At 40.3% G+C, this 20,335-nt stretch carries 24 protein-coding genes; 22 read left to right on the forward strand and 2 right to left on the reverse strand.

Going from position 1 to position 20,335, the window contains the following annotated elements:
- The first annotated feature begins 15 nt into the window (after nt 1–15).
- The 11 genes from PAN07_RS14335 (at nt 16) to rpsD (ending at nt 12,122) form a co-directional block, all read left to right on the forward strand.
- Nucleotides 16–1,206, forward strand: a complete 1,191-nt coding sequence (locus PAN07_RS14335) for a DUF4767 domain-containing protein (protein WP_269798178.1) — start codon at nt 16–18, stop codon at nt 1,204–1,206.
- Between the two features lie 140 nt (nt 1,207–1,346).
- On the forward strand, nt 1,347–2,201 hold the full coding sequence (locus PAN07_RS14340; protein WP_237447463.1) for a VOC family protein: 855 nt from the start codon (nt 1,347–1,349) through the stop codon (nt 2,199–2,201).
- 208 nt (nt 2,202–2,409) lie between these two features.
- Entirely contained in the window at nt 2,410–2,967 is a 558-nt protein-coding gene (locus PAN07_RS14345; RefSeq protein WP_237447464.1) for a sugar O-acetyltransferase, read from the forward strand.
- Between the two features lie 219 nt (nt 2,968–3,186).
- A complete protein-coding gene (locus tag PAN07_RS14350) occupies nt 3,187–3,951 on the forward strand; it encodes a nucleoside phosphorylase (RefSeq protein WP_049500477.1) in 765 nt (254 codons plus the stop codon).
- Nucleotides 3,952–3,984: 33 nt separating this feature from the next.
- On the forward strand, nt 3,985–5,364 hold the full coding sequence (locus tag PAN07_RS14355) for a potassium transporter TrkG (RefSeq protein ID WP_033685335.1): 1,380 nt from the start codon (nt 3,985–3,987) through the stop codon (nt 5,362–5,364).
- Between the two features lie 13 nt (nt 5,365–5,377).
- On the forward strand, nt 5,378–6,043 hold the full coding sequence (locus PAN07_RS14360; RefSeq protein WP_004258637.1) for a TrkA family potassium uptake protein: 666 nt from the start codon (nt 5,378–5,380) through the stop codon (nt 6,041–6,043).
- Nucleotides 6,044–6,198: 155 nt separating this feature from the next.
- On the forward strand, nt 6,199–7,215 hold the full coding sequence (locus PAN07_RS14365; protein WP_049500475.1) for a glycosyltransferase family 2 protein: 1,017 nt from the start codon (nt 6,199–6,201) through the stop codon (nt 7,213–7,215).
- 115 nt (nt 7,216–7,330) lie between these two features.
- Complete coding sequence (locus tag PAN07_RS14370) at nt 7,331–9,445, forward strand: fibronectin-binding SSURE repeat-containing protein (RefSeq protein ID WP_269798179.1); 2,115 nt, start codon at nt 7,331–7,333, stop codon at nt 9,443–9,445.
- Between the two features lie 123 nt (nt 9,446–9,568).
- Nucleotides 9,569–10,267, forward strand: coding sequence for a response regulator transcription factor (locus tag PAN07_RS14375; RefSeq protein ID WP_269798180.1), 699 nt, complete (start codon nt 9,569–9,571; stop codon nt 10,265–10,267).
- The gene (locus PAN07_RS14380; protein WP_269798181.1) at nt 10,264–11,316 is read left to right on the forward strand and encodes a HAMP domain-containing sensor histidine kinase; all 1,053 of its coding nucleotides are present in this window, start codon (nt 10,264–10,266) and stop codon (nt 11,314–11,316) included. The genes PAN07_RS14375 and PAN07_RS14380 overlap by 4 nt, the downstream gene beginning before the upstream one ends.
- Nucleotides 11,317–11,510: 194 nt before the next feature.
- Nucleotides 11,511–12,122, forward strand: a complete 612-nt coding sequence (rpsD, locus tag PAN07_RS14385; RefSeq protein ID WP_000092756.1) for a 30S ribosomal protein S4 — start codon at nt 11,511–11,513, stop codon at nt 12,120–12,122.
- A gap of 156 nt (nt 12,123–12,278) precedes the next feature.
- Here the strand turns inward: rpsD and PAN07_RS14390 are convergent, their stop codons facing one another.
- Together PAN07_RS14390 and PAN07_RS14395 are read right to left on the reverse strand one after the other, a co-directional pair.
- Nucleotides 12,279–13,442 (reverse strand): site-specific integrase, encoded by a 1,164-nt coding sequence (locus tag PAN07_RS14390; RefSeq protein ID WP_084862151.1) that lies wholly within the window; start codon nt 13,440–13,442, stop codon nt 12,279–12,281.
- Between the two features lie 666 nt (nt 13,443–14,108).
- Complete coding sequence (locus tag PAN07_RS14395) at nt 14,109–14,780, reverse strand: helix-turn-helix transcriptional regulator (RefSeq protein ID WP_084862152.1); 672 nt, start codon at nt 14,778–14,780, stop codon at nt 14,109–14,111.
- A 171-nt stretch (nt 14,781–14,951) separates the two neighbouring features.
- Between PAN07_RS14395 and PAN07_RS14400 the strand changes: the two genes are divergently transcribed.
- The 11 genes from PAN07_RS14400 (at nt 14,952) to PAN07_RS14450 (ending at nt 20,334) form a co-directional block, all read left to right on the forward strand.
- Entirely contained in the window at nt 14,952–15,140 is a 189-nt protein-coding gene (locus PAN07_RS14400) for a DNA-binding protein (protein ID WP_084862322.1), read from the forward strand.
- Nucleotides 15,141–15,535: 395 nt separating this feature from the next.
- Entirely contained in the window at nt 15,536–16,045 is a 510-nt protein-coding gene (locus tag PAN07_RS14405; protein WP_084862154.1) for a hypothetical protein, read from the forward strand.
- A gap of 1 nt (nt 16,046) precedes the next feature.
- A complete protein-coding gene (locus PAN07_RS14410) occupies nt 16,047–16,247 on the forward strand; it encodes a hypothetical protein (RefSeq protein ID WP_084862156.1) in 201 nt (66 codons plus the stop codon).
- A 1-nt stretch (nt 16,248) separates the two neighbouring features.
- Entirely contained in the window at nt 16,249–16,452 is a 204-nt protein-coding gene (locus PAN07_RS14415) for a hypothetical protein (RefSeq protein WP_084862157.1), read from the forward strand.
- Nucleotides 16,453–16,465: 13 nt separating this feature from the next.
- Entirely contained in the window at nt 16,466–16,732 is a 267-nt protein-coding gene (locus PAN07_RS14420; RefSeq protein WP_084862159.1) for a hypothetical protein, read from the forward strand.
- A gap of 8 nt (nt 16,733–16,740) precedes the next feature.
- The gene (locus tag PAN07_RS14425) at nt 16,741–17,259 is read left to right on the forward strand and encodes a hypothetical protein (protein WP_084862161.1); all 519 of its coding nucleotides are present in this window, start codon (nt 16,741–16,743) and stop codon (nt 17,257–17,259) included.
- Between the two features lie 25 nt (nt 17,260–17,284).
- The gene (locus tag PAN07_RS14430) at nt 17,285–18,859 is read left to right on the forward strand and encodes a phage resistance protein (RefSeq protein WP_142358824.1); all 1,575 of its coding nucleotides are present in this window, start codon (nt 17,285–17,287) and stop codon (nt 18,857–18,859) included.
- A 276-nt stretch (nt 18,860–19,135) separates the two neighbouring features.
- A complete protein-coding gene (locus PAN07_RS14435; RefSeq protein ID WP_158086159.1) occupies nt 19,136–19,312 on the forward strand; it encodes a hypothetical protein in 177 nt (58 codons plus the stop codon).
- Nucleotides 19,302–19,475 (forward strand): hypothetical protein, encoded by a 174-nt coding sequence (locus PAN07_RS14440; protein WP_158086160.1) that lies wholly within the window; start codon nt 19,302–19,304, stop codon nt 19,473–19,475. Before PAN07_RS14435 ends, PAN07_RS14440 begins: the two co-directional genes overlap by 11 nt.
- Before the next feature lie 23 nt (nt 19,476–19,498).
- Nucleotides 19,499–19,657 (forward strand): DUF2292 domain-containing protein, encoded by a 159-nt coding sequence (locus PAN07_RS14445; protein ID WP_142358825.1) that lies wholly within the window; start codon nt 19,499–19,501, stop codon nt 19,655–19,657.
- An 83-nt stretch (nt 19,658–19,740) separates the two neighbouring features.
- Nucleotides 19,741–20,334, forward strand: coding sequence for a hypothetical protein (locus PAN07_RS14450; RefSeq protein WP_269798182.1), 594 nt, complete (start codon nt 19,741–19,743; stop codon nt 20,332–20,334).
- Nucleotide 20,335: the final 1 nt, after the last annotated feature.

Consider the following 20,335-nt stretch of genomic DNA (forward strand, 5'->3'; position numbering starts at 1 on the left):
AGGAAAAATAGTATTATGAAAAAGAAATGGGTGTTAGGGTTGGCTATGGCTCTGTCAGTAACCTGCTTGACTGCTTGTAGTTCAATTGCTTTACCAGAGCCTTTGAAAAACTTTTTTGGTGGCTCTAAGGAGCAGGCTGAGACAAAGGCAGAAGACCTTTATAAGAGTGTTTTTGAGGATTATGAGGTTATCTTGTCTTCTGGTAAGAAACAGGCTCCAGAAATCGAAGCCAAGCTTCACAAATCTGACCATATGATAAACTCATGGGTTATCGAAGCAGCTGCAGCAGATCCTTCAAAACAACGTTATACTTTCCTAGATTTAGATGGAGATGGTCAGTCTGAAATGTTGGTAGGTAGCCAAACCGCAGGGAAGAATTACTTTTTTACAGGTTTGTATTATCTCAAAGAAGGTCAACCAACCCTGCTAGCAGAGGGTTATGTAGCAGGGCATGGTGGTGCTCGTAGCTCGATGAAGTTCTTTAAGACAGGTGAGGTTTTGGCATTGACTTGGTCTTCTGGATCAGGTGAAGGGGAAGGAACTCTTTACAAACTAGAAGGTGCCAAGGGGCCTACAAAAGTAGATAGCAAGTCTATCAAGATTACGGATAAGAAATTGCTTGAGAACTTTGGTAAATCAGAAGCTGACGAAGTTACGGCAGACAAGTTTACATGGGAAGAGTTTAAATTTACCCCAGCTAAGGAAGAAACGAGTGCTAGCTCTTCCTCTTCCTCTTCTTCTAAATCGGAAGCAAGTAGTAGCAGTACTAGCAGTTCATCGAGTGAAAGCAAGAAAGAAGTTAAGGAAACGACTCCTTCCAAAACAGAAGAAACCGGTTCTTGGACAGCTGATAAATCTGCTGCTTTAGCAAGCTTTATGAAGAGTTGGGGTGATGAAATGGGTCAGCCTAACTATCAAAAAGGAATCGCAGTCGGTAACATCAGAGCCGACATGCTTTACTGGAAAGATGGTAGTAAACTAGATGCGGAATATTCAAAAACAGGTAGTGGTACTGCCAAATATCGCATTGTAGAGACCTACAGTAATTGGGATAACTATCCAACCGTTCACAATTACTTCTTTGCTATTACAGACACTGGCGAAGGAATCGTTTTCCACTCACCAACGACCAATGGTGACAAGATGTATCTCAATCCCACAGAAAACGTTGATTTGAGAAATAACTTTGCTAGTCTAGTAAAATAAATACAAAACAATCCTAGAAGATTTTTTCTGGGATTGTTTTTGCTGAGGGAGATACTTCGAGTTGTTTGGCTTGACTTTCTTGATGGAAATTATATAATAGTTGAAACAAAAATAGTTACAACTAGAAAAGAGGACCATTTATGACCTATGAATACAAGAGTCACATTTATTTAGCAGAGGCAGTTTTAAATGTAAAGGATTTGGCAAGTCAAACAGCCTTTTATCAGCAAGTGCTTGGTTTAGAAATCTTATCTCAAACTGAGACAGAGGTCGTTCTGGGACTTGGAGGAAAAGCCTTGGTACACTTGATTCAAACACAAGAGAGCGGTGAAGTAAGGGAACATTATGGCCTTTACCATCTGGCCATTCTCTTGCCGACACGAAAGGCTTTGGCGGATGTCTTGAAGCACCTGACAGATTTACAGATTCCTCTAGTTGGCGGTGCAGACCATGGGTACAGTGAGGCTCTTTACTTGGAGGATTTGGAGGGAAATGGCATTGAACTCTATCGAGATAAGCCGGTTTCCACATGGGATATTCGAGAAGACGGACGCATTATCGGAGTGACGGAGGCTCTTGCGGCGCAGGACATTTATGAGCTGGGGGAAAGAGTAGAGCCCTTTATCCTGGCAGAAGGTACGAGAATGGGGCATATTCATCTTTCCGTCAAGGATAGTCGAAAGTCCAGCCAGTTTTATCAAAAGGTGTTAGGGTTAGAGGATAAATTCAGTGTGCCTAGCGCTAGTTGGATTGCAGCTGGGGACTATCATCATCATTTGGCAGTCAACGAATGGGGAGGAAAAAATCTGGCTCCGCGTAAGCAAGACTTGCCAGGTTTGGCCCATTATGTTATTGAGGTTGCTAGTAAAGAAGAACTGTTAACGATTGCCCAGCGAGCACAAGAAGTTGATGCACCAATCAAATGGCTGACATCAAGCCAGTTGGAAATCACAGACCCAGACGGAATCGTGACCCGTATTCGCTTAGCTAGATAGGATGTGATAAAGACCAGCATCTAATACTCAATGAAAATCAAAGAGCAAACTAGGAAACTAGCCGCAGGCTGTACTTGAGTACGGCAAGGCGACGTTGACGCGGTTTGAATTTGATTTTCGAAGAGTATCAATTGTAGAAAGTGCTCCTTATTCTAGTCAGACACGTAGAAATTTTGATATGATAGTAGGGAACAAGGAGAAGAATACAATGATCAGCGAATACCAGAAAATGATAGCAGGAGAGGTTTACCGTCCATCGGACCCAGAATTGCGGGCCTTGGCTCAGACTTCTCGCCAAAAACAGTCTGCCTTTAACAAGGAAGAAGATCCCTTGAAGGGAGTCGAAATCATCAAGACTTGGTTTGGCTCGACTGGACAAAATATTTTTGTCAATCCACGCCTGGTGGTCGATTATGGGGTCAATATCCATCTAGGGGAAAATTTTTATTCTAATTGGAACTTGACCATGCTGGATGTTTGTCCGATTCGCATCGGTGACAATGCTATGATTGGTCCCAACTGTCAGTTCTTGACTCCCCTCCATCCATTGGACCCGGAGGAACGCAATTCAGGTGTGGAATACGGAAAGCCCATTACCATCGGTGACAATTTCTGGGCTGGAGGTGGTGTCATTGTCCTTCCTGGAGTGACATTGGGTAATAATGTTGTTGCTGGAGCAGGGGCTGTAATCACTAAGTCCTTTGGCGACAACGTTGTCCTAGCTGGTAATCCTGCGCGCGTGATGAAGGAGATACCTGTGAAATAGAAGTAAAAAGGAACAGCGGAGGTTGTTTCTTTTTTGTAGGTTTTCATCATTTTTTATCCAGCCCACATTTACCTACTCTATATTTTATAAAGTCTGCTTCATTGATCAATTTAAAAGCATCTCGTAAGTGGGATGCTTTTTTCTCCTCAGTTCCTCAGCTTCCTCCTTGACACTTTATCAGCTTTTGATACAATAGTACAAAATTAGAGGAGGTAGGTTATGGTTCAGAAACATGCGATTCCCATTTTAGAGTTTGATGATAATACTCAGGCGGTCATCATGCCCAATCACGAGGGGCTAGACTTGCACTTGCCCAAGAAGTGTGTCTATGCTTTTTTAGGTGAGGAGATTGACCGTTATGCGAGGGAAGTAGGGGCGGACTGTGTCGGCGAATTCGTTTCAGCCACCAAGATCTATCCAATCTATGTCGTGAACTACAAAGGCAAGGAGGTCTGTCTGGCTCAGGCTCCTGTCGGTTCAGCTCCAGCAGCTCAGTTTATGGATTGGTTGATTGGCTATGGTGTGGAGCAGATTATTTCCACTGGAACCTGTGGTGTGCTGGCTGATATAGAAGAAAATGCCTTTCTAGTCCCTGTTCGCGCTCTGCGAGATGAAGGAGCTAGTTATCACTATGTGGCACCTTCTCGTTATATGGAAATGCAGCCAGAGGCTATTGCTGCTATTAAGCGAGTGTTGGAAGCTAGAGGGATTCCCTATGAAGAAGTCATGACCTGGACGACAGACGGTTTTTACCGAGAAACGGCTGAAAAGGTGGCTTATCGCAAGGAAGAAGGCTGTGCTGTTGTGGAGATGGAGTGTTCTGCGCTTGCGGCAGTAGCCCAACTGCGAGGGGTTCTCTGGGGAGAATTGTTGTTCACAGCTGATTCCTTAGCAGACTTGGACCAGTACGATAGTCGTGACTGGGGTTCAGAAGCTTTTGAGAAGGCCTTGGAACTCTGCCTTGAGATAACTTCTCAGATCTAGCTACTCTTCTTCTTTTTATGGTACAATGGATGTATGTTATTCAAATTATTTGTGAAAAAAATTGAAAGGGCCTTGGGTGGACTTTCGCCAGCTCGTCGTATCTTTTTAAGTTTCGCTGGAGTTATTTTTATAGGTTCTCTTCTTTTGAGTTTGCCTCTTGTCCAGGCGAGTGGTTCGCAGGCTACTTATTTTGACCATCTTTTTACGACGGTTTCTATGGTATGTGTGACTGGCCTCTTTACGCAACCGGTAGCTACCACCTATAATGTCTGGGGGCAGTTGATTTGTATGCTCTTGATACAGATTGGTGGTCTGGGGCTCATGACTTTTATCGGGGTCTTTTATATTCAGGGGAAGCAAAAGCTCAGTCTTCGCAGTCGTGAAACTATTCAGGAAAGCTTTAGTTACGGGGAAACTCGGTCGCTGAAAGCCTTTATGCGTTCCATCTTTTTGACGACTTTTCTGGTAGAGGGTTTGGGAGCTTTTCTTCTTAGTTTTCGTTTTATTCCTGAGTTCGGCTGGGGACGAGGTATTTTCACCTCTATCTTTTTAGCCATTTCAGCCTTTTGTAATGCTGGTTTTGATAATTTCGGCAGTAGCAGTTTAGTGGCTTTTCAGACGGATCTCTTAATCAATCTGGTTATTGCTGGTTTGATTATCACGGGTGGTCTTGGCTTTATGGTCTGGTTTGACTTGGCAACCCAGTTTGACAAGAAGAAAAAACGTCGTCTGAGGTTCCACACCAAGCTGGTTCTCTTCTTGACTGCAGGGATCTTGCTGTTTGGGACAGTATCCACACTCTTTACGGAGTGGCACAATCCTGGAACCATTGGTAATCTTAGTGTTCCAGAGAAAGTGCTGGTTAGTTTTTTCCAAACCGTCAGCATGAGAACAGCTGGCTTTGCTTCTATTGACTACACTCAAGCTCGGCCTGTGACCTTGTTTATCTATATCTTACAGATGTTTCTCGGAGGGGCGCCTGGAGGGACGGCTGGGGGGCTCAAGATTACGACTTTCTTTGTCTTATTGGTCTTTGCGCGTAGTGAATTGCTGGGTTTACCTCATGCCAATGTTGCGCAGAGAACTATTGAGGCTCGAACAGTCCAAAAATCCTTTAGTGTCTTCATTATCTTTTTGATGACCTTCTTGTTGGGCTTGGTGTTGTTGGGAATTACAGCAGAAGGAACACCGCGATTTATCTACCTCATGTTTGAGACCATTTCAGCTCTTGCGACAGTTGGGGTAACGGCAAATCTGACACCAGAATTGGGCAAGCTAGCTCTCAGTATTGTCATGGTGCTCATGTTTATTGGCCGTATCGGTCCCTTGACCTTGCTGGTTAGTCTAGCGGATTACCAGCCAGATAAGAAAGATTTGATTCAGTATATGAAAGCAGATATTAGTATTGGGTAAGAAAGGAAGAACGATGTCAGATCGTACGATTGGAATTTTAGGTTTGGGGATTTTCGGGAGTAGTGTCCTGATGGCCCTTGCCAAGCAAGATATGAATATCATTGCCATTGACGACCACGCCGAGCGCATCAATCAATTTGAGCCAGTTTTGGCGCGTGGAGTTGTTGGGGATATTACAGATGAGGAACTCCTCAGAACTGCAGGAATTGATACCTGTGATACGGTTGTAGTGGCAACAGGGGAAAATCTAGAGTCGAGTGTGCTTGCAGTCATGCATTGTAAGAGTCTAGGGGTACCAAGGGTTATTGCCAAGGTCAAAAGCCAGACAGCTAAGAAGGTGCTAGAAAAAATCGGTGCTGACTCGGTGATTTCACCTGAGTATGAAATGGGGCAGTCTCTAGCGCAGACCATTCTCTTTCATAACAATGTTGATGTTTTTCAGCTGGATAAAAATGTGTCTATTGTGGAGATGAAAATTCCGAGTGTTTGGGCAGGTCAAAGCCTGAGCCAGCTAGATTTACGTGGCAAATACAATCTCAATGTCCTAGGATTTCGTGAACAAGAAAATTCACCACTGGATGTCCAGTTTGGTCCTAATGACCTCTTGAAAGCAGATGCCTATATCTTGGCGGTGATTAATAACCAGTATCTAGATGACTTGGCAGAATTAAATTCGTAAGGAGGGGAATCCCCTCTTTTTTGATGTCCAAGATAGGAAATAGAGTCAGAAACCCTTGTATTCCAGTAAAAGTCCTTCAGAAGCTGGACTTTATGGTAGAATAGAAAGAAGTGACAAGAGAGAAAGAAAAAATCAGTCCCCTAAAGGAGTAGATTATGAAGTTATTGTCTATCGCCATCCCTAGCTATAATGCCGCAGCCTATCTTCATTACTGTGTGGAGTCGCTAGTGATTGGTGGTGAGCAAGTTGAGATTTTGATTATCAATGACGGATCTCAGGACCAGACTCAGGAAATCGCTGAGCGTTTAGCCAGCAAGTATCCTAGCATTGTTAGAGCCATCTATCAGGAAAATAAAGGTCATGGTGGTGCGGTCAATCGCGGCTTGGCAGAGGCTTCTGGGCGCTATTTTAAAGTAGTTGATAGTGATGACTGGGTGGATCCTCGTGCTTACCTGAAAATTTTGGAAACATTGCAGGAACTAGAGAGCGAGGGTCAAGAGGTAGATGCCTTTGTGACTAATTTTGTCTATGAAAAGGAAGGTCAGTCTCGTAAGAAGAGTATGAGTTACGAGTCAGTCTTGCCTGTCCAACAGATTTTTGGCTGGGACCAGGTCGGAAATTTCTCAAAAGGCCAGTATATCATGATGCACTCGCTGATTTACCGGACAGATTTGTTGCGAGCGAGCCAGTTCCAATTGCCCGAGCATACTTTTTATGTCGATAATCTCTTTGTCTTTACCCCCCTTCAGCAGGTTAAGACCATGTACTATTTGCCTGTCGATTTCTATCGTTATTTGATTGGGCGTGAGGACCAGTCTGTCAATGAGCAAGTGATGATTAAGCGCATTGACCAGCAACTCAAGGTCAATCGACTCTTGGTAGATCAGCTTGATTTATCCAAAGTGAGTCATCCCCAAATGCGAGAATATCTGTTGAATCATATTGAGATTACGACGGTGATTTCCAGTGCCCTACTCAACCGAGCAGGCACAGCAGAGCATCTTGCCAAAAAACGGGAGCTGTGGACCTATATTCAGCAGGAAAATCCAGAGGTCTTTCAGGCTATTCGTAAGACCATGCTCAGCCGTTTGACCAAACATTCGGTCTTGCCAGCTCGCAAACTTTCCAATGTCGTCTATCAAATCACCAAGTCTGTTTATGGATTTAATTAATATAAGTATTTTATAAGAGGGATTTAAGAAAAATTTTAACTTTTTCTTAATCCTTTTTAATTTTAGGAGATTATACTAGAGTCATCAAATAAAGAAAAACTCTAAGGAGAATCCTATGAAATTCAATCCAAATCAAAGATATACTCGTTGGTCTATTCGCCGTCTCAGTGTCGGTGTTGCCTCAGTTGTTGTAGCCAGTGGCTTTTTTGTCCTAGTTGGTCAACCAAGTTCTGTACGTGCCGATGTGGTCAATCCGACCCCTGCTCAAGTTGTACCAGACGCGACTTCGGTGAGTGAAAAGAGCGACTTACCAGCAGAACTTCTCAAAGAAGCAGTCGATACAGCTCTTCCTTCAGAACAGGTAGACTCAACACCTAAAGCAAGCTTGGATGCTACAAGCTCTCCAGAAAAAGCAGATGCAGGTGCTAAAGAGCCAGTAGTAGCACCCAAAGAAGAAGTACAAGCAAAACCAGAATCTAAGAAACAAACAGAAGATGCGGTTAAACCTGCGACAAATCCTGCGCCTACAGTTTCTGGACAAGACCGTGAAGCAAATGAAGCGCAGCCAGCAACTACCCCAGCTGAAGTCCAAAAAGGCGTAGCTGATAATACTAAAGACACAGTGGACGTTCCAGCAACTTACTTGGATAAAGCGAATTTCCCAGGTCCATTCACAGCCGGTGTCAATCAAGTTATTCCATACGAATTTTTCGCTGGTGATGGTATGTTGACTCGTCTTATCTTGAAAGCTTCTGACAAGGCTCCATGGTCAGACAATGGTTCAGCTAAAAATCCCGCTCTTCCACCAGTAGAAAAATTGGGCAAGGGCCTCTACTTCTACGAAGTGGACTTGGCAGGTACCCAAGGTAAATCTGATAAAGAGCTTCTAGACCTCTTGAAACAAAACGGCACTCAAAGCTATAAAGCAACTATCAAAGTGTACGGTGCGAAAGACGGCAAGGCGGATTTGAGCAACCTCGTAGCGACTAAGGATTTGGATGTCAACTTGAACGGCTTAACCACTCCAGCTGAAGTGCAAAAGGGCGTAGCCGATAATACTAAAGACACAGTGGACGTTCCAGCAACTTACTTGGATAAAGCTAATTTCCCAGGTCCATTCACAGCTGGTGTTAACCAAGTCATTCCTTACGAGTTCTTCGCCGGTGACGGTATGTTAACTCGTCTTATCCTGAAGGATTCAGACAAGGCTCCATGGTCAGACAATGGTTCAGCAAAAAATCCCGCTCTTCCACCAGTAGAAAAATTGGGCAAAGGACTTTACTTCTATGAAGTAGACTTGGCAGGCACCCAAGGTAAATCTGATAAAGAGCTTCTAGACCTCTTGAAACAAAACGGCACTCAAAGTTACAAGGCAACTATCAAGGTTTATGGTGCGAAGGACGGCAAGGCAGATTTGAGCAATCTCGTAGCGACTAAAAATTTGGATGTCAACTTGAATGGTTTAACTACTCCAGCTGAAGTCCAAAAAGGCGTAGCTGATAATACTAAAGACACAGTGGACGTTCCAGCAACTTACTTGGATAAAGCCAACTTCCCTGGTCCATTCACAGCTGGTGTCAACCAAGTCATTCCATACGAATTCTTCGCTGGTGACGGTATGTTAACTCGCCTTATCTTGAAAGCATCCGACAAGGCTCCATGGTCAGACAATGGTTCAGCTAAAAACCCCGCTCTTCCACCAGTAGAAAAATTGGGCAAAGGCCTCTACTTCTATGAAGTAGACTTGGCAGGCACTCAAGGAAAATCTGATAAAGAACTTCTTGACCTCTTGAAACAAAACGGTACTCAAAGCTATAAAGCTACCATCAAAGTGTATGGTGCGAAAGACGGCAAGGCTGATTTGAGCAATCTTGTAGCGACTAAAGAATTGACAGTGAACTTGAATGGGTATAAGTCCCTCAATGATATGAAATCTAAAATGCCAGCTGTTAGCCAAGATAAGATGATGCCTAACAAAGAGCAGGACAAAACCATGAATGCTAGCCAGCCTATGGTAACCTCAAGTAAAATGCCTGATGAAGGCAAGATGGCATCTACTAACAAGGTGTCAAGTCCAATGATGGCTGCTCAAATGAAAGACCAAAAAGACATGCTTCCATATACTGGTGAAGCCCAAACATCAATGGCTACTATTGGATTCTTTGGATTAGCTTTGGCCGGACTTCTAGGCGGCCTCGGTTTGAAAGCTAAAAAAGAGGAAAATGACTAGTCTAGTTACAGACTTTCTATCTAGGATTTGAAAAATCCATATATCGTTTAGAATGTTCGTAAAGAGATAAAAATAGTGTTATACTATTGTGGTATAGCACTGTTTTTTTCAAAGGAGAGACAGATGGGAAAGACAATTTTACTCGTTGACGACGAGGTAGAAATCACAGATATTCATCAACGTTATCTGGTTCAGGCAGGATATCAGGTTTTGGTGGCCCATGATGGAGTAGAGGCCTTGGAAATCTTCAAGCGAAAAGCGATTGATTTGATTATTACAGATATCATGATGCCTCGGATGGATGGTTATGACTTGATTAGCGAAGTTCAGTATCAATCTCCGGATCAACCTTTTCTCTTTATCACGGCTAAGACTAGCGAGCAGGACAAGATTTATGGCCTGAGCTTAGGGGCAGATGACTTTATTGCCAAGCCCTTTAGCCCTCGTGAACTGGTTTTGCGTGTCCACAATATCTTGCGTCGCCTTCATCGTGGAGGTGAGACAGAAGTCGTCAGTCTCGGGAATTTACGGATGAATTATGCTAGTCATGAAGTCCAAGTCGGAGATGTGGCGCTTGATTTGACCGTCAAATCCTTCGAGCTTCTATGGCTTTTAGCCAGCAATCCAGAGCGGGTTTTCTCTAAGACAGACCTCTATGAAAAGGTCTGGCAAGAAGACTACGTAGATGATACCAATACCTTGAATGTTCATATTCATGCTCTTCGACAGGAGTTGGCTAAACATGCTAGTTCAGAAACCCCCACCATCAAAACCGTTTGGGGCTTGGGCTACAAAATTGAGAAAGCAAGAGGTAGTCAATGAAATTAAAAAGTTATATTTTAGTAGGGTATATCATTTCAACACTTCTAACGATTATCGTGGTTTTTTGGGCTGTTCAAAAAATGCTGATTGAGAAAAGCGAGATTTACTTTCTGCTTGGAATGACCATCGTTGCCAGCCTTATCGGTGCTGGGATTAGTCTCTTTCTCTTATCGCCAGTCTTTACTTCATTGGGCAAACTCAAGGAACATGCCAAGCGGGTAGCGGACAAGGATTTTCCATCAAGTCTGGAGGTTCAAGGACCTGTAGAATTTCAGCAATTAGGGCAAGCTTTCAATGAAATGTCCCATGATTTGCAGGCGACCTTTGATTCCTTGGAAGAAAGCGAACGAGAAAAGGGCTTGATGATTGCTCAACTTTCGCATGATATCAAGACCCCCATCACTTCGATCCAAGCGACGGTAGAAGGGATTTTAGATGGGGTTATCAAGGAAGGAGAACAGGACCATTATCTAGCAACCATTGGGCGTCAGACGGAAAGACTCAATAAACTGGTTGAGGAGTTGAATTTTTTGACTCTAAACACAGCTAGAAATCAGGTCGAAACGACCAGCAAAGACAGCATTTTTCTGGACCAGCTCTTGATTGAGTGCATGAGTGAATTTCAGTTCTTGATTGAGCAGGAGGAACGAGATGTGCATTTGCAGGTAATCCCAGAGTCTGCCCGGATTGAAGGAGATTATGCCAAACTTTCTCGTATCTTGGTGAATCTGGTCAATAACGCTTTTAAATACTCAGCACCAGGAACCAAACTGGAAGTGGTGGCTAAGGTGGAGAATAATCAGCTTTCAATCAGTGTGACCGATGAGGGACAGGGCATTGCTCCAGAGGATTTGGAGAATATTTTCAAACGCCTTTATCGTGTCGAAACTTCGCGTAATATGAAAACAGGTGGTCATGGCTTAGGACTTGCGATTGCGCGTGAATTGGCCCATCAATTGGGTGGAGAAATCACAGTTACCAGCCAGTACGGCATCGGAAGCACCTTTACCCTCCTTCTCAATCTCTTTGGCGATGAAAATAAAGCTTAAAACCCCTTTACAAATCTAGCCATTCATGGTAAAATGGATTTTGTGTGAAATATCAGCAGGAAAGCATGAAGCTCGTCAACAGGTGTCTTATGATAAGTAACCTTGGCTGTTTAGGCGAAGGGCATCTGCACGAATCAGGGCTTTCTAAGTGACTATTTCCACCGAAATATTATTTATATCAGGAGGACATTCACATGTCACGTTATACAGGACCATCTTGGAAACAAGCTCGTCGCCTTGGCCTTTCACTTACAGGTACAGGTAAAGAATTGGCACGTCGTAACTACGTACCAGGACAACACGGACCAAACAACCGTTCTAAATTGTCAGAATACGGTTTGCAATTGGCTGAAAAACAAAAACTTCGTTTCACTTACGGTGTAGGTGAAAAACAATTCCGTAACTTGTTCGTACAAGCTACAAAAATCAAAGGCGGAATCCTAGGTTTCAACTTCATGCTTCTTTTGGAACGTCGTTTGGATAACGTTGTTTACCGTCTTGGTCTTGCGACTACTCGTCGTCAAGCTCGTCAATTCGTAAACCACGGTCACATCCTTGTTGACGGAAAACGCGTTGATATCCCATCATACCGCGTAACTCCAGGTCAAGTGATCTCAGTTCGTGAAAAATCATTGAAAGTTCCAGCTATCCTTGAAGCAGTAGAAGCTACTCTTGGACGTCCAGCATTCGTATCATTCGACGCTGAAAAATTGGAAGGTTCATTGACTCGCTTGCCAGAACGCGACGAAATCAACCCAGAAATCAACGAAGCACTTGTCGTTGAATTCTACAACAAAATGTTGTAATATTTTATTGAATAAGATAGGCTGTAAAGCCTTGATATTAAGCACTTTGGGGCGTTTTCCCTTAGTGCTTTTTTTGTTTTTACTACCCTTTTAGTTACCCTTAACCAATTTTAGGTATAGTAAGAGGGTAGCCCCAAAATGGGACACCCTTATTATTTATAGATTGCTGATAGCCGATTCAAAGATTGAGACGGCTTTTTTTGCTCCCTCTTTGGTAGCATGGACATAAGTGTTTAAAGTCATAGAGATATTAGAGTGACCTAATCTGTATTGCAAGTCTTTGGACTCTATACCAGCGTATAGCATGATTGTAGCGTGAGTGTGACGGAAACCGTGGAAACTAATATCAGGAACGCCAGCATTTTTAAAGTGGCCTTGTAGTCTCTTTCTTAGTAGGCAAGCATAGGCGTATTTTGTAGTGAATGGAGTGAAAACAATCCCCTCAGACCGTCCTAATTGCCATGACTGGACTTGTTGACGTTTTTTATATTGCTTGAGTAGTGAAACTGTATCCTTGTCTATATCAATCTCTCTTAGACCTGCTTTAGACTTAGGTGTATTTGTTTCTTGGTATCTATTCAGAGTCTTAGAAATGCTGATAATGCCTTTTTTTAGATCAATATCAGACCACTCAAGAGCCAAAGCCTCACCGATACGGCAACCACTAGCCAGCAATGTTTTATAAAGCACGTAGTCAAAGAGATTTTCATAGCTAGACAAGTCTAGGTTATCTAAGTATTCTAAAAACTGTTTTAGTTCCTGATTGCTGAAAAACTTTACCTTATGCTTCTTATTTTGTTGCTTACGTGGGATAATGACATCCCTAGCTGGGTTATGCTGGATCGCTTGCATTGTAACTCCATACTGGAGAATACGGCGGTTTATATTGTTCAGGAAGCTATAGTTTGCATATGCCCCTTTTTCGCCTTTATTGGCCTTGTCAGCCCACTTGTTGACCTGTTGCTGAATAATTGGAGTAGTAAGTTTATCTAACTTGTAATCGCCGAATACGGGCAAAATATGAAGCCTCACAATCCCCTCCATGGATTGCTGAGAGTTTGGCTTGATTGTATTCTTGTAACTCTCCCACCATAGAGCGACTAGTTCCTTATAAGTAGTAATGGTTGGTTTTTCCTTAACACTATATCCATTGTTTGCAAAAGCATTAATGGCCTCTCTAGCTTTGATTTTAACGCCTGTTTTTGTTTTGGCCGTAACTGTAGTTCTAGCCTTTTTCCCTGTAAGTTTATCAACTCCAAGATACACGCTTGAGCGATATACGATAGTTCCGTTTTTCTTTTTGTATTCTGTAATCTTCATGGTTTTACTCCTCTTTCCATCAGCAGGCAAGCGGATAGGTTAAGTTTTGAGTTTATACCATGCGATGGGCTACGAGAATGCCCCTATTTTCGCTTTTAAGCAGTCAGACGGCAAATAATACCAGAGTGATAAACAAGGCGGATATGGGGCTTATATAGGCTTGTTTGTGGTGAGTGTTTTTGATATAATGTTTTTGTCATCGGTTACCGATTACGTTCCTTACGATTCGTGAGAGGAGGTGAAACTAATGAACCTTATCCCAGAGCTCGTTCTTACTATTATGGCAGACGTCATAGCAGGAATTATCCTATATTTCGTTTGCAAATGGCTAGATGGTAAGAAGTAGACCGAGTGACTAGCCTATAAACACCCGTTAAATCTCTAAGATACGTCAAAAAAGCCCTTAACTACTGCAATAGTTAGGGGCTTTGGTGTTCTAATGAACCTTATCCATTAAAATCATTCTAACATATAAGCCCCGATATTTCAAGAGTTTAATTTAGGCATTATCAGACAAGTCAGCAGTAGCAGGCTTGTCTTTTTCTATTTGTCAATTTTGACCATTTTTGCACTTTAGTCTGTAAAATTGGCTTTCTATTCTTCAATTTCCCCTGTTTTTGCACAATAGAGAGTGGGAGAAGAGGTGCTATTGGCGAATATGGGAAGTTATTTAATATTATTCTTCTCATTGGATTCCATTGTGGAATAGTTCTCTTGCCATATTTTACTGTATTTAAACAATTCCTTGAACTCAGTTTCTTTCTCAGACTTCATTTGTTCAAAGTATCCACCAGCCATTGTTACCATTAAATATTTGTTATTGATACTTGACATTGATTTCATTGAATCTTTAATTTGTTCTATCTGATCGTCAGAAAGATAAATAGAATATTTCTCTATAAATTTTATAAAATCTTTATCAAAATCTTTATTTCTTTTGCGAACCTCTGCTATTTGTTCATCACGCATTCTCCAACTTACTAAATCTAGATAGTAATTTTTTGCTTCTGGGCGTTCTTTTAATTCCTCTTTTTCTTCTTCTGTTAAGTAGTGATCTGCTTGTTCCTCTAACTCCTTAAGAAAAATCTTTGGTGGGCTATTATCGTAGCCGAGAAGATAGCCAACCGATACTCCAAAATGACGAGCCAAAGAATTCCATATTTCTTGATTTCTTGGTTTTCTAGTTCCATTTTCATAGTACATTAATTGGCTATCCGAAACAGAAATATTATAAGTATCTTTTAAAATAGTCCTTAGTTTATTTAGAGATAAATTTTCTTTTTCTCTTAATTCTTTTAATCTATTTTTAACCTTTAACTCATTTACTTTATTTTTCATTTTTTGACCTAATCTTGATTACTTTTAGTTAGATTATATCATAGTGAATAGAAAATGGCTATAAAAATATTCTCAAAAAAAGAACGTTTAGCACTTGACATTCTCAAAATAAGATTATATAATCAATTTGTTCTTGAATTGAGAATGAATTTTAAGAAAGGAGAAAGAAAAATGATTATTACACAAGAACAAGCAAAAGCTTTACGTAGAAAAAAAGCTGATTTACAATTAAAAAATTATGAGTTTGCTTTTGAAATTGGCGTTGCTCCTAGAACTGTTCCTAAAATTCTTAACGGAGATTATAAAGCACCAAATAGAATTTACGCAAGTGTAATGGAATGGTTAGCAAAGGATTATTAGAAAGGAGCGAACCAATCGCAATACTTCAATACATTTACAAATTTCTCATGTGGTGCTTTACCACTGGGGATTGACGCAACAAAAAAAGTCACTTGCTCAAATTTTGGTCGAGGAGAGCAAGCGACTGGATCAAGAATATAGATATTTTTCTATATCTCCATTATAACAAAAATCAACTATTCAATCAATAACAACTAATGGCAGGCAAGCGGATAGGTTAGTTTTTGAGTAGTAGGTGCTGACACGGCGACTCTAAGCACTTGTTTAATTAAAATGTGGGTGATTACCCACGAAACATCACTACATACGTTCGCCAACTTGGGGTAATCGCCCAGCGTTTGGAGTGGTGCCAATCCTGTATAAGAAACGACATTAAAGGCCAACGGAGGAAAAATATGATAGCAGATAAATTAGAAGCTATTTCAACAAATTTAGAAGAAATACAAGAAATTCTTGTAGGAGATGGAACTGCATTAGCTAAAAGAGAAATCAGCAGGGTATTGAATGACTTGGACGATGTTTATAATGAACTAACTAGCACAGAATACCATGAACAACAGCAAACGCTAAAGGAACAGACGGAAAGGATGAAACAGAGAGTAGTTTCTGAGGTAATAGGAGAATTGGAGTGGGAAGAACGCTCATTTTATGGAAATTATTGGGGTAACACTGATTTTATAAAACTGGTTTCTAGATTTGATGGATTTCTTTTCTTAACCACTTATCTAGCAGAATTGACCAAAGAGAATGTTTATCCTATGGATCATAGTCAATTATTAAATTATGTATGGGAACTTTTAGCAGTTGATATTGCCAAGAAAAAACGAGGTAAAAAAAATCTCTTGGACTTATGGACAAGTTCGATTGGGTACACCCGTGGAATGATGATTCATGAGGAGGGTTAAAATGACACTAGACCTAGACAACATGACACAAGCAGAATTTGATGAAGTAATTGCTGAAATCAAGGATAGAAATCCGAACCTCTTTCAGTTCATCACTGATTTTTTAGATAGAAAGGTAACACCCAAAGAGGTGGACGACTTCCTGAAGATGGAGCGAACTGATCAAGTGGACTATATTAAGAATTATCAAGCGAGGGCATAACATGAATGAACTAGATTTGACCAATACACAGTCGGTAATCTGTATGGTGGTATTAATTGGCTTACTGCTTTATTTAAACCACCGAGACCGCAAAAAAAGCGCCCAATATGAGCGAGAAAACCAACAGACGATAGAAACACCTAGCGAGGATTTAAACCCTTACTACGGCCGTTATATCCAGCTTGCAGGTAAGATTCATAACTAGAAAGGATTGTAATATGCAACTATTATCAAGAGAAGCAGAACTTGAATTACTGGAGAAAGTAGGAGATCACTTAGCTAAAAGGATGGAACTGGAAAAGCAACGTGATGACAACTGGGACTTGATTTCTAGGCCTGAGGTATTAGAGAAGTTAGGTATTAGTGGAACCACGTTAAATAACTGGGAAAAAGAAGGTTTGAAACCTCTTCGTTCGCCATTTGAAAGTAGTAAGAAAGTTTATTACCGCAAGAGTGATATTTACAATTTTCTTGCAGTAGATTAGGAGGTGTAATGAGAATAATAGAGTTTACTATATCAGTTGATAAAATGCCCCTATTTGGCTTTCTCAAGTCAAATCCTACTCAAGTATGGAAGAATGGGGAACACTACAAATTTACCTACTATGAACCTATAGACGAGGCGTTGACGAGTTTTCATTATAAAGACTTGTATGTAGCAATCAAGGAAGAGACCGAGCAAGTAGAGGGCTGGGAACTAGTCAGAGATTTGGATATTGCTTTGGCCAGTCCTGACTTGCTCACAATCCTGAAAGAATTAGAGGTAAACAAATTGACCGAGCAACGACAGGGGCTTGGAGTGGAGTTGAAAGGCTGGATTTTCGATCTAATTTGTAATGGCATTTATACCAGAAACGAGACTTCACTCTTTGTCAGACTGCTATTTGTGAATGGCTACAGTTTTAGTCAGCTGGTGGACTTGTTTTCTGCAATCGTAAAAAGAAAAGACCTAGCAAGCTATTTTTTAGAAGTAGCAAAAATATTTTATAAGGAGGTAGCATTTGAATATTAGGGACAAATTGAACAAGATAATTAAAATGAACTGGACAGAGACAGACTTTGGCTGCTCAAAATTGAAAGCAGACTATAAAAGGCAATTATCAGATATTTGGCAGTTAGATAGCTTGAATAAACTTCATTATCAGAGTAAGGAAATAACTATCTCTTCTAGTGAAGTTATGTATAGTGCGGATGTAAATGGGAAAGAAATCAATTTTATATCCGCAAAAATAAAGCCAAAGAAAAAGGATGATAATGTAAGTATTTCTTTTAAAAAAAACTTTCCACCGTTCGCTAAATTAGTAATCGATTATCTTTTAGGTAGATATGAGCTTTATAATGGTCAATTATATGATGTGAACAACAGGCAGGCCAAAATGATTGATGATATAAAATTGGCAAATCTATATGGATTTAAGCATGATACCGAGTTTGTATTGGATATTTTAAAAGGAATTGATAAACATTTCCATATTGAGCCAATCAGAGTTCTAAAACCATTTCAGATTGCTGGGAATGATTTTGTTATTGATTTGGAGAAACACACGTTGACCAGATGTGTTTTGAATAATGAGATTTCATTTTTTAAGTATTATCCAGTTGATTTTGAAACTGCTAAGAGTAGTAAAAAGATTGCCAATAAATTTTTACACTACGTTATTGAAGATCCTGACAGTTTCCACAATGCACAATTACAGACATACTACATAGCACAAGTTGCCAGTGGATTGAAAAACAAAACCAATTTCTTTATAACCAAGTCTGGAATAAGAACGGGTAAAGGATTGAGACATATCGCCTTATCTGGACTGTTTAATAAAATCGATGTTGAACTGGATAACTTGGTTTCACGAGGATTTGACGCTTTGAATGCTTGGGCTATGTTTTCGGGTGGGGAAATGGCCTTAGCGACTGAGCAAGGAGATATTATTGGAGATAAAATTGAGCGTGTTTTAAAAGTAATTGCAACCGAGAAAACACACGTAGCCAGAATTGTAGGAGGAAACCAAGGACTTGTCATGCTTTCTAGTGTTTTGTGTATTGATACCAATAGGAATGTATCTCTTTCAGATGAAATGAACGGGCGCAAAGTATTGATCCAGTATAAGGATAGACCAGCTGGAGAAACTGACTTGGAGCGTGAAGAAGCCTTTGCCGAATATTGGCAGGCATTTACACTACCAGATAAATCACCAAGGATTGAAGGGTGTATCGGTTTCTTGCTATCCAGTCTTGATTATTTCAACGAACAAGAACAGAAATTCATCTGGAAAAATGTTGAGGTGTATAATGGCGATGAAGCACTTGATGATTTTCAGATAGCTTTGATAAATCTACTACAAAAGACTGATTTTGTCCCTAAAACAGATAACTATGTGATTGATGAACTTTATAATAAAACATATGGCAAAAATGCTATTGAAGCAGGGAAAGCATTGACAACTATTGGAGTAGAGAGAAAAAGAAAAAAGCTAGATGGTGAGCTTGTCAGTGGATATATTATTGGTAATCAAAAACGATTTGATACTTTTGTTATCAAAGAAGAAAAGAGGGAATTAAGAGTAGATTTTTCAATTTTTGAAGAACTTGGAGAACTTGAAGGTACACAATGAGTACACAGGTTACACAGGTGGTACACAGGTACCAGTGAACCGCTTCAGTTCAGTAATATCAATGATTTAGCAATATCGGTACACAGGGTACATAGGTTTACCGAGAGTTGAAACAAAAAAAACAAAGATAGATAAAAAAATATAAAAATGGTATATAGAAACCCGTGTACCCTATGTACCAAGCTGAAAACCCTTGAGGTTGTAAGGTTTATAGGGTACACAGGTAGGTACACAGGTAAGATGACCTATGTACCTTTCTAAAATAAAGGAGTAAAAATGAATTTCGTAACCGCAAAAGAATTGACAATAGCTTTAGATAGCTTAAACGAATGGATGGCAGAGAATCCTGATTTAAGATTGACGGATATAAGATTGGGAAAGTGTACTTCAAAAGAAGTCACGTTTAGAGTTGAATATGTAGATTTGAGGAAAGGATATGAGCATGAAAGTTAAATTTTTCTACCATAGTTACATAGATAACAAAGAAAACTTTGAGCAAAGAGTAAATGACTTCATGGCAACTGTTGAAGTGGTAGATGTAAGACATTCAGAGGTTTGTTTGAGTGATGGAAAAAGATTTAAAGCATTTACCAATGTGATGGTATTATACAAGTAGCAACACAGATGAAAGGATAACGAATGGAGATACAAAATGGCTTTATTTATTTTAGAAATTATGGTAAAATAAAACTGTTAGAGATCCCGAAGTTTGGAAGCGTAACGCTTAAAATACAAGATGGCGAGATTGTCTCCAGCGTGGAATCTAAAACAACACAATACAAAAAGAATACTGACTGAAAAAATCAGAGGTATAGCATAAAGTAGAGTAATCTATTTTAGCTATGCCTTTTTTGTTTTTGGAAAGGATGGAGGAAAAAGAAATGCCAACATTGCAGGAAATCAAAGATCAGGTAGATAATCTACGTCAACAATTAGCTATTTTTGATGGTTTTGATGAGGAAATCAAGAAAACACAGGAAGAAGTTGAGTATATCAAAGCTAAAAAAGCTGAAATGCAAACCTTTGAAGATTTTAAAGCGATCAACTCAAAAGAGAAGTACATTGCTGATTTAAGGGAGCAAAAGAAAAAACTTGAATGTGAACGAGTTGGAGATATTGCTACTAAAGCCGTGGGGCTTAGTGTTACACCATATTTTAAAAATGGACTTGAACAAGATAAGACTATTAAAAATCAACGGCAGGAAATCAAGCAGAAATCTATTGAACTGATTGAGTTAATCGAAAACTATAACGAGACATACAAAAACACCGCCCAGAAATTGGTTGATGAAGTCTTAGGAACAGGTATTCAAGAATTGTTTGATAAAATCAATAGTTTGCCAGAATACACACGAAAAAATGGCTATGTTTCATGTGGTGTAGCTAGTTACACTGGTGAAAGTAATCGTTATTTAGATTCTACAGACACTTTGGGTTATATTATTGGACGAATCAGACTATTTGAGGGAGAATAAG

The organism is Streptococcus sp. SM5, from assembly GCF_027497975.1.

What these genes read in the sequence shown, in the direction of transcription:
- PAN07_RS14375 (WP_269798180.1), top strand. Translation starts at nt 9,569, where the DNA reads ATGGGAAAGACAATTTTACTCGTTGACGACGAGGTAGAAATCACAGAT.
- PAN07_RS14390 (WP_084862151.1), bottom strand. Translation starts at nt 13,442, where the DNA reads ATGAAGATTACAGAATACAAAAAGAAAAACGGAACTATCGTATATCGC.
- PAN07_RS14435 (WP_158086159.1), top strand. Translation starts at nt 19,136, where the DNA reads ATGAATTTCGTAACCGCAAAAGAATTGACAATAGCTTTAGATAGCTTA.
- PAN07_RS14445 (WP_142358825.1), top strand. Translation starts at nt 19,499, where the DNA reads ATGGAGATACAAAATGGCTTTATTTATTTTAGAAATTATGGTAAAATA.
- PAN07_RS14405 (WP_084862154.1), top strand. Translation starts at nt 15,536, where the DNA reads ATGATAGCAGATAAATTAGAAGCTATTTCAACAAATTTAGAAGAAATA.
- PAN07_RS14395 (WP_084862152.1), bottom strand. Translation starts at nt 14,780, where the DNA reads ATGAAAAATAAAGTAAATGAGTTAAAGGTTAAAAATAGATTAAAAGAA.
- PAN07_RS14420 (WP_084862159.1), top strand. Translation starts at nt 16,466, where the DNA reads ATGCAACTATTATCAAGAGAAGCAGAACTTGAATTACTGGAGAAAGTA.
- PAN07_RS14360 (WP_004258637.1), top strand. Translation starts at nt 5,378, where the DNA reads ATGTCAGATCGTACGATTGGAATTTTAGGTTTGGGGATTTTCGGGAGT.
- PAN07_RS14365 (WP_049500475.1), top strand. Translation starts at nt 6,199, where the DNA reads ATGAAGTTATTGTCTATCGCCATCCCTAGCTATAATGCCGCAGCCTAT.
- PAN07_RS14415 (WP_084862157.1), top strand. Translation starts at nt 16,249, where the DNA reads ATGAATGAACTAGATTTGACCAATACACAGTCGGTAATCTGTATGGTG.
- PAN07_RS14430 (WP_142358824.1), top strand. Translation starts at nt 17,285, where the DNA reads ATGAACTGGACAGAGACAGACTTTGGCTGCTCAAAATTGAAAGCAGAC.
- PAN07_RS14345 (WP_237447464.1), top strand. Translation starts at nt 2,410, where the DNA reads ATGATCAGCGAATACCAGAAAATGATAGCAGGAGAGGTTTACCGTCCA.
- PAN07_RS14450 (WP_269798182.1), top strand. Translation starts at nt 19,741, where the DNA reads ATGCCAACATTGCAGGAAATCAAAGATCAGGTAGATAATCTACGTCAA.
- PAN07_RS14440 (WP_158086160.1), top strand. Translation starts at nt 19,302, where the DNA reads ATGAAAGTTAAATTTTTCTACCATAGTTACATAGATAACAAAGAAAAC.
- PAN07_RS14335 (WP_269798178.1), top strand. Translation starts at nt 16, where the DNA reads ATGAAAAAGAAATGGGTGTTAGGGTTGGCTATGGCTCTGTCAGTAACC.
- PAN07_RS14400 (WP_084862322.1), top strand. Translation starts at nt 14,952, where the DNA reads ATGATTATTACACAAGAACAAGCAAAAGCTTTACGTAGAAAAAAAGCT.
- PAN07_RS14340 (WP_237447463.1), top strand. Translation starts at nt 1,347, where the DNA reads ATGACCTATGAATACAAGAGTCACATTTATTTAGCAGAGGCAGTTTTA.
- PAN07_RS14350 (WP_049500477.1), top strand. Translation starts at nt 3,187, where the DNA reads ATGGTTCAGAAACATGCGATTCCCATTTTAGAGTTTGATGATAATACT.
- PAN07_RS14355 (WP_033685335.1), top strand. Translation starts at nt 3,985, where the DNA reads ATGTTATTCAAATTATTTGTGAAAAAAATTGAAAGGGCCTTGGGTGGA.
- rpsD (WP_000092756.1), top strand. Translation starts at nt 11,511, where the DNA reads ATGTCACGTTATACAGGACCATCTTGGAAACAAGCTCGTCGCCTTGGC.
- PAN07_RS14425 (WP_084862161.1), top strand. Translation starts at nt 16,741, where the DNA reads ATGAGAATAATAGAGTTTACTATATCAGTTGATAAAATGCCCCTATTT.
- PAN07_RS14380 (WP_269798181.1), top strand. Translation starts at nt 10,264, where the DNA reads ATGAAATTAAAAAGTTATATTTTAGTAGGGTATATCATTTCAACACTT.
- PAN07_RS14410 (WP_084862156.1), top strand. Translation starts at nt 16,047, where the DNA reads ATGACACTAGACCTAGACAACATGACACAAGCAGAATTTGATGAAGTA.
- PAN07_RS14370 (WP_269798179.1), top strand. Translation starts at nt 7,331, where the DNA reads ATGAAATTCAATCCAAATCAAAGATATACTCGTTGGTCTATTCGCCGT.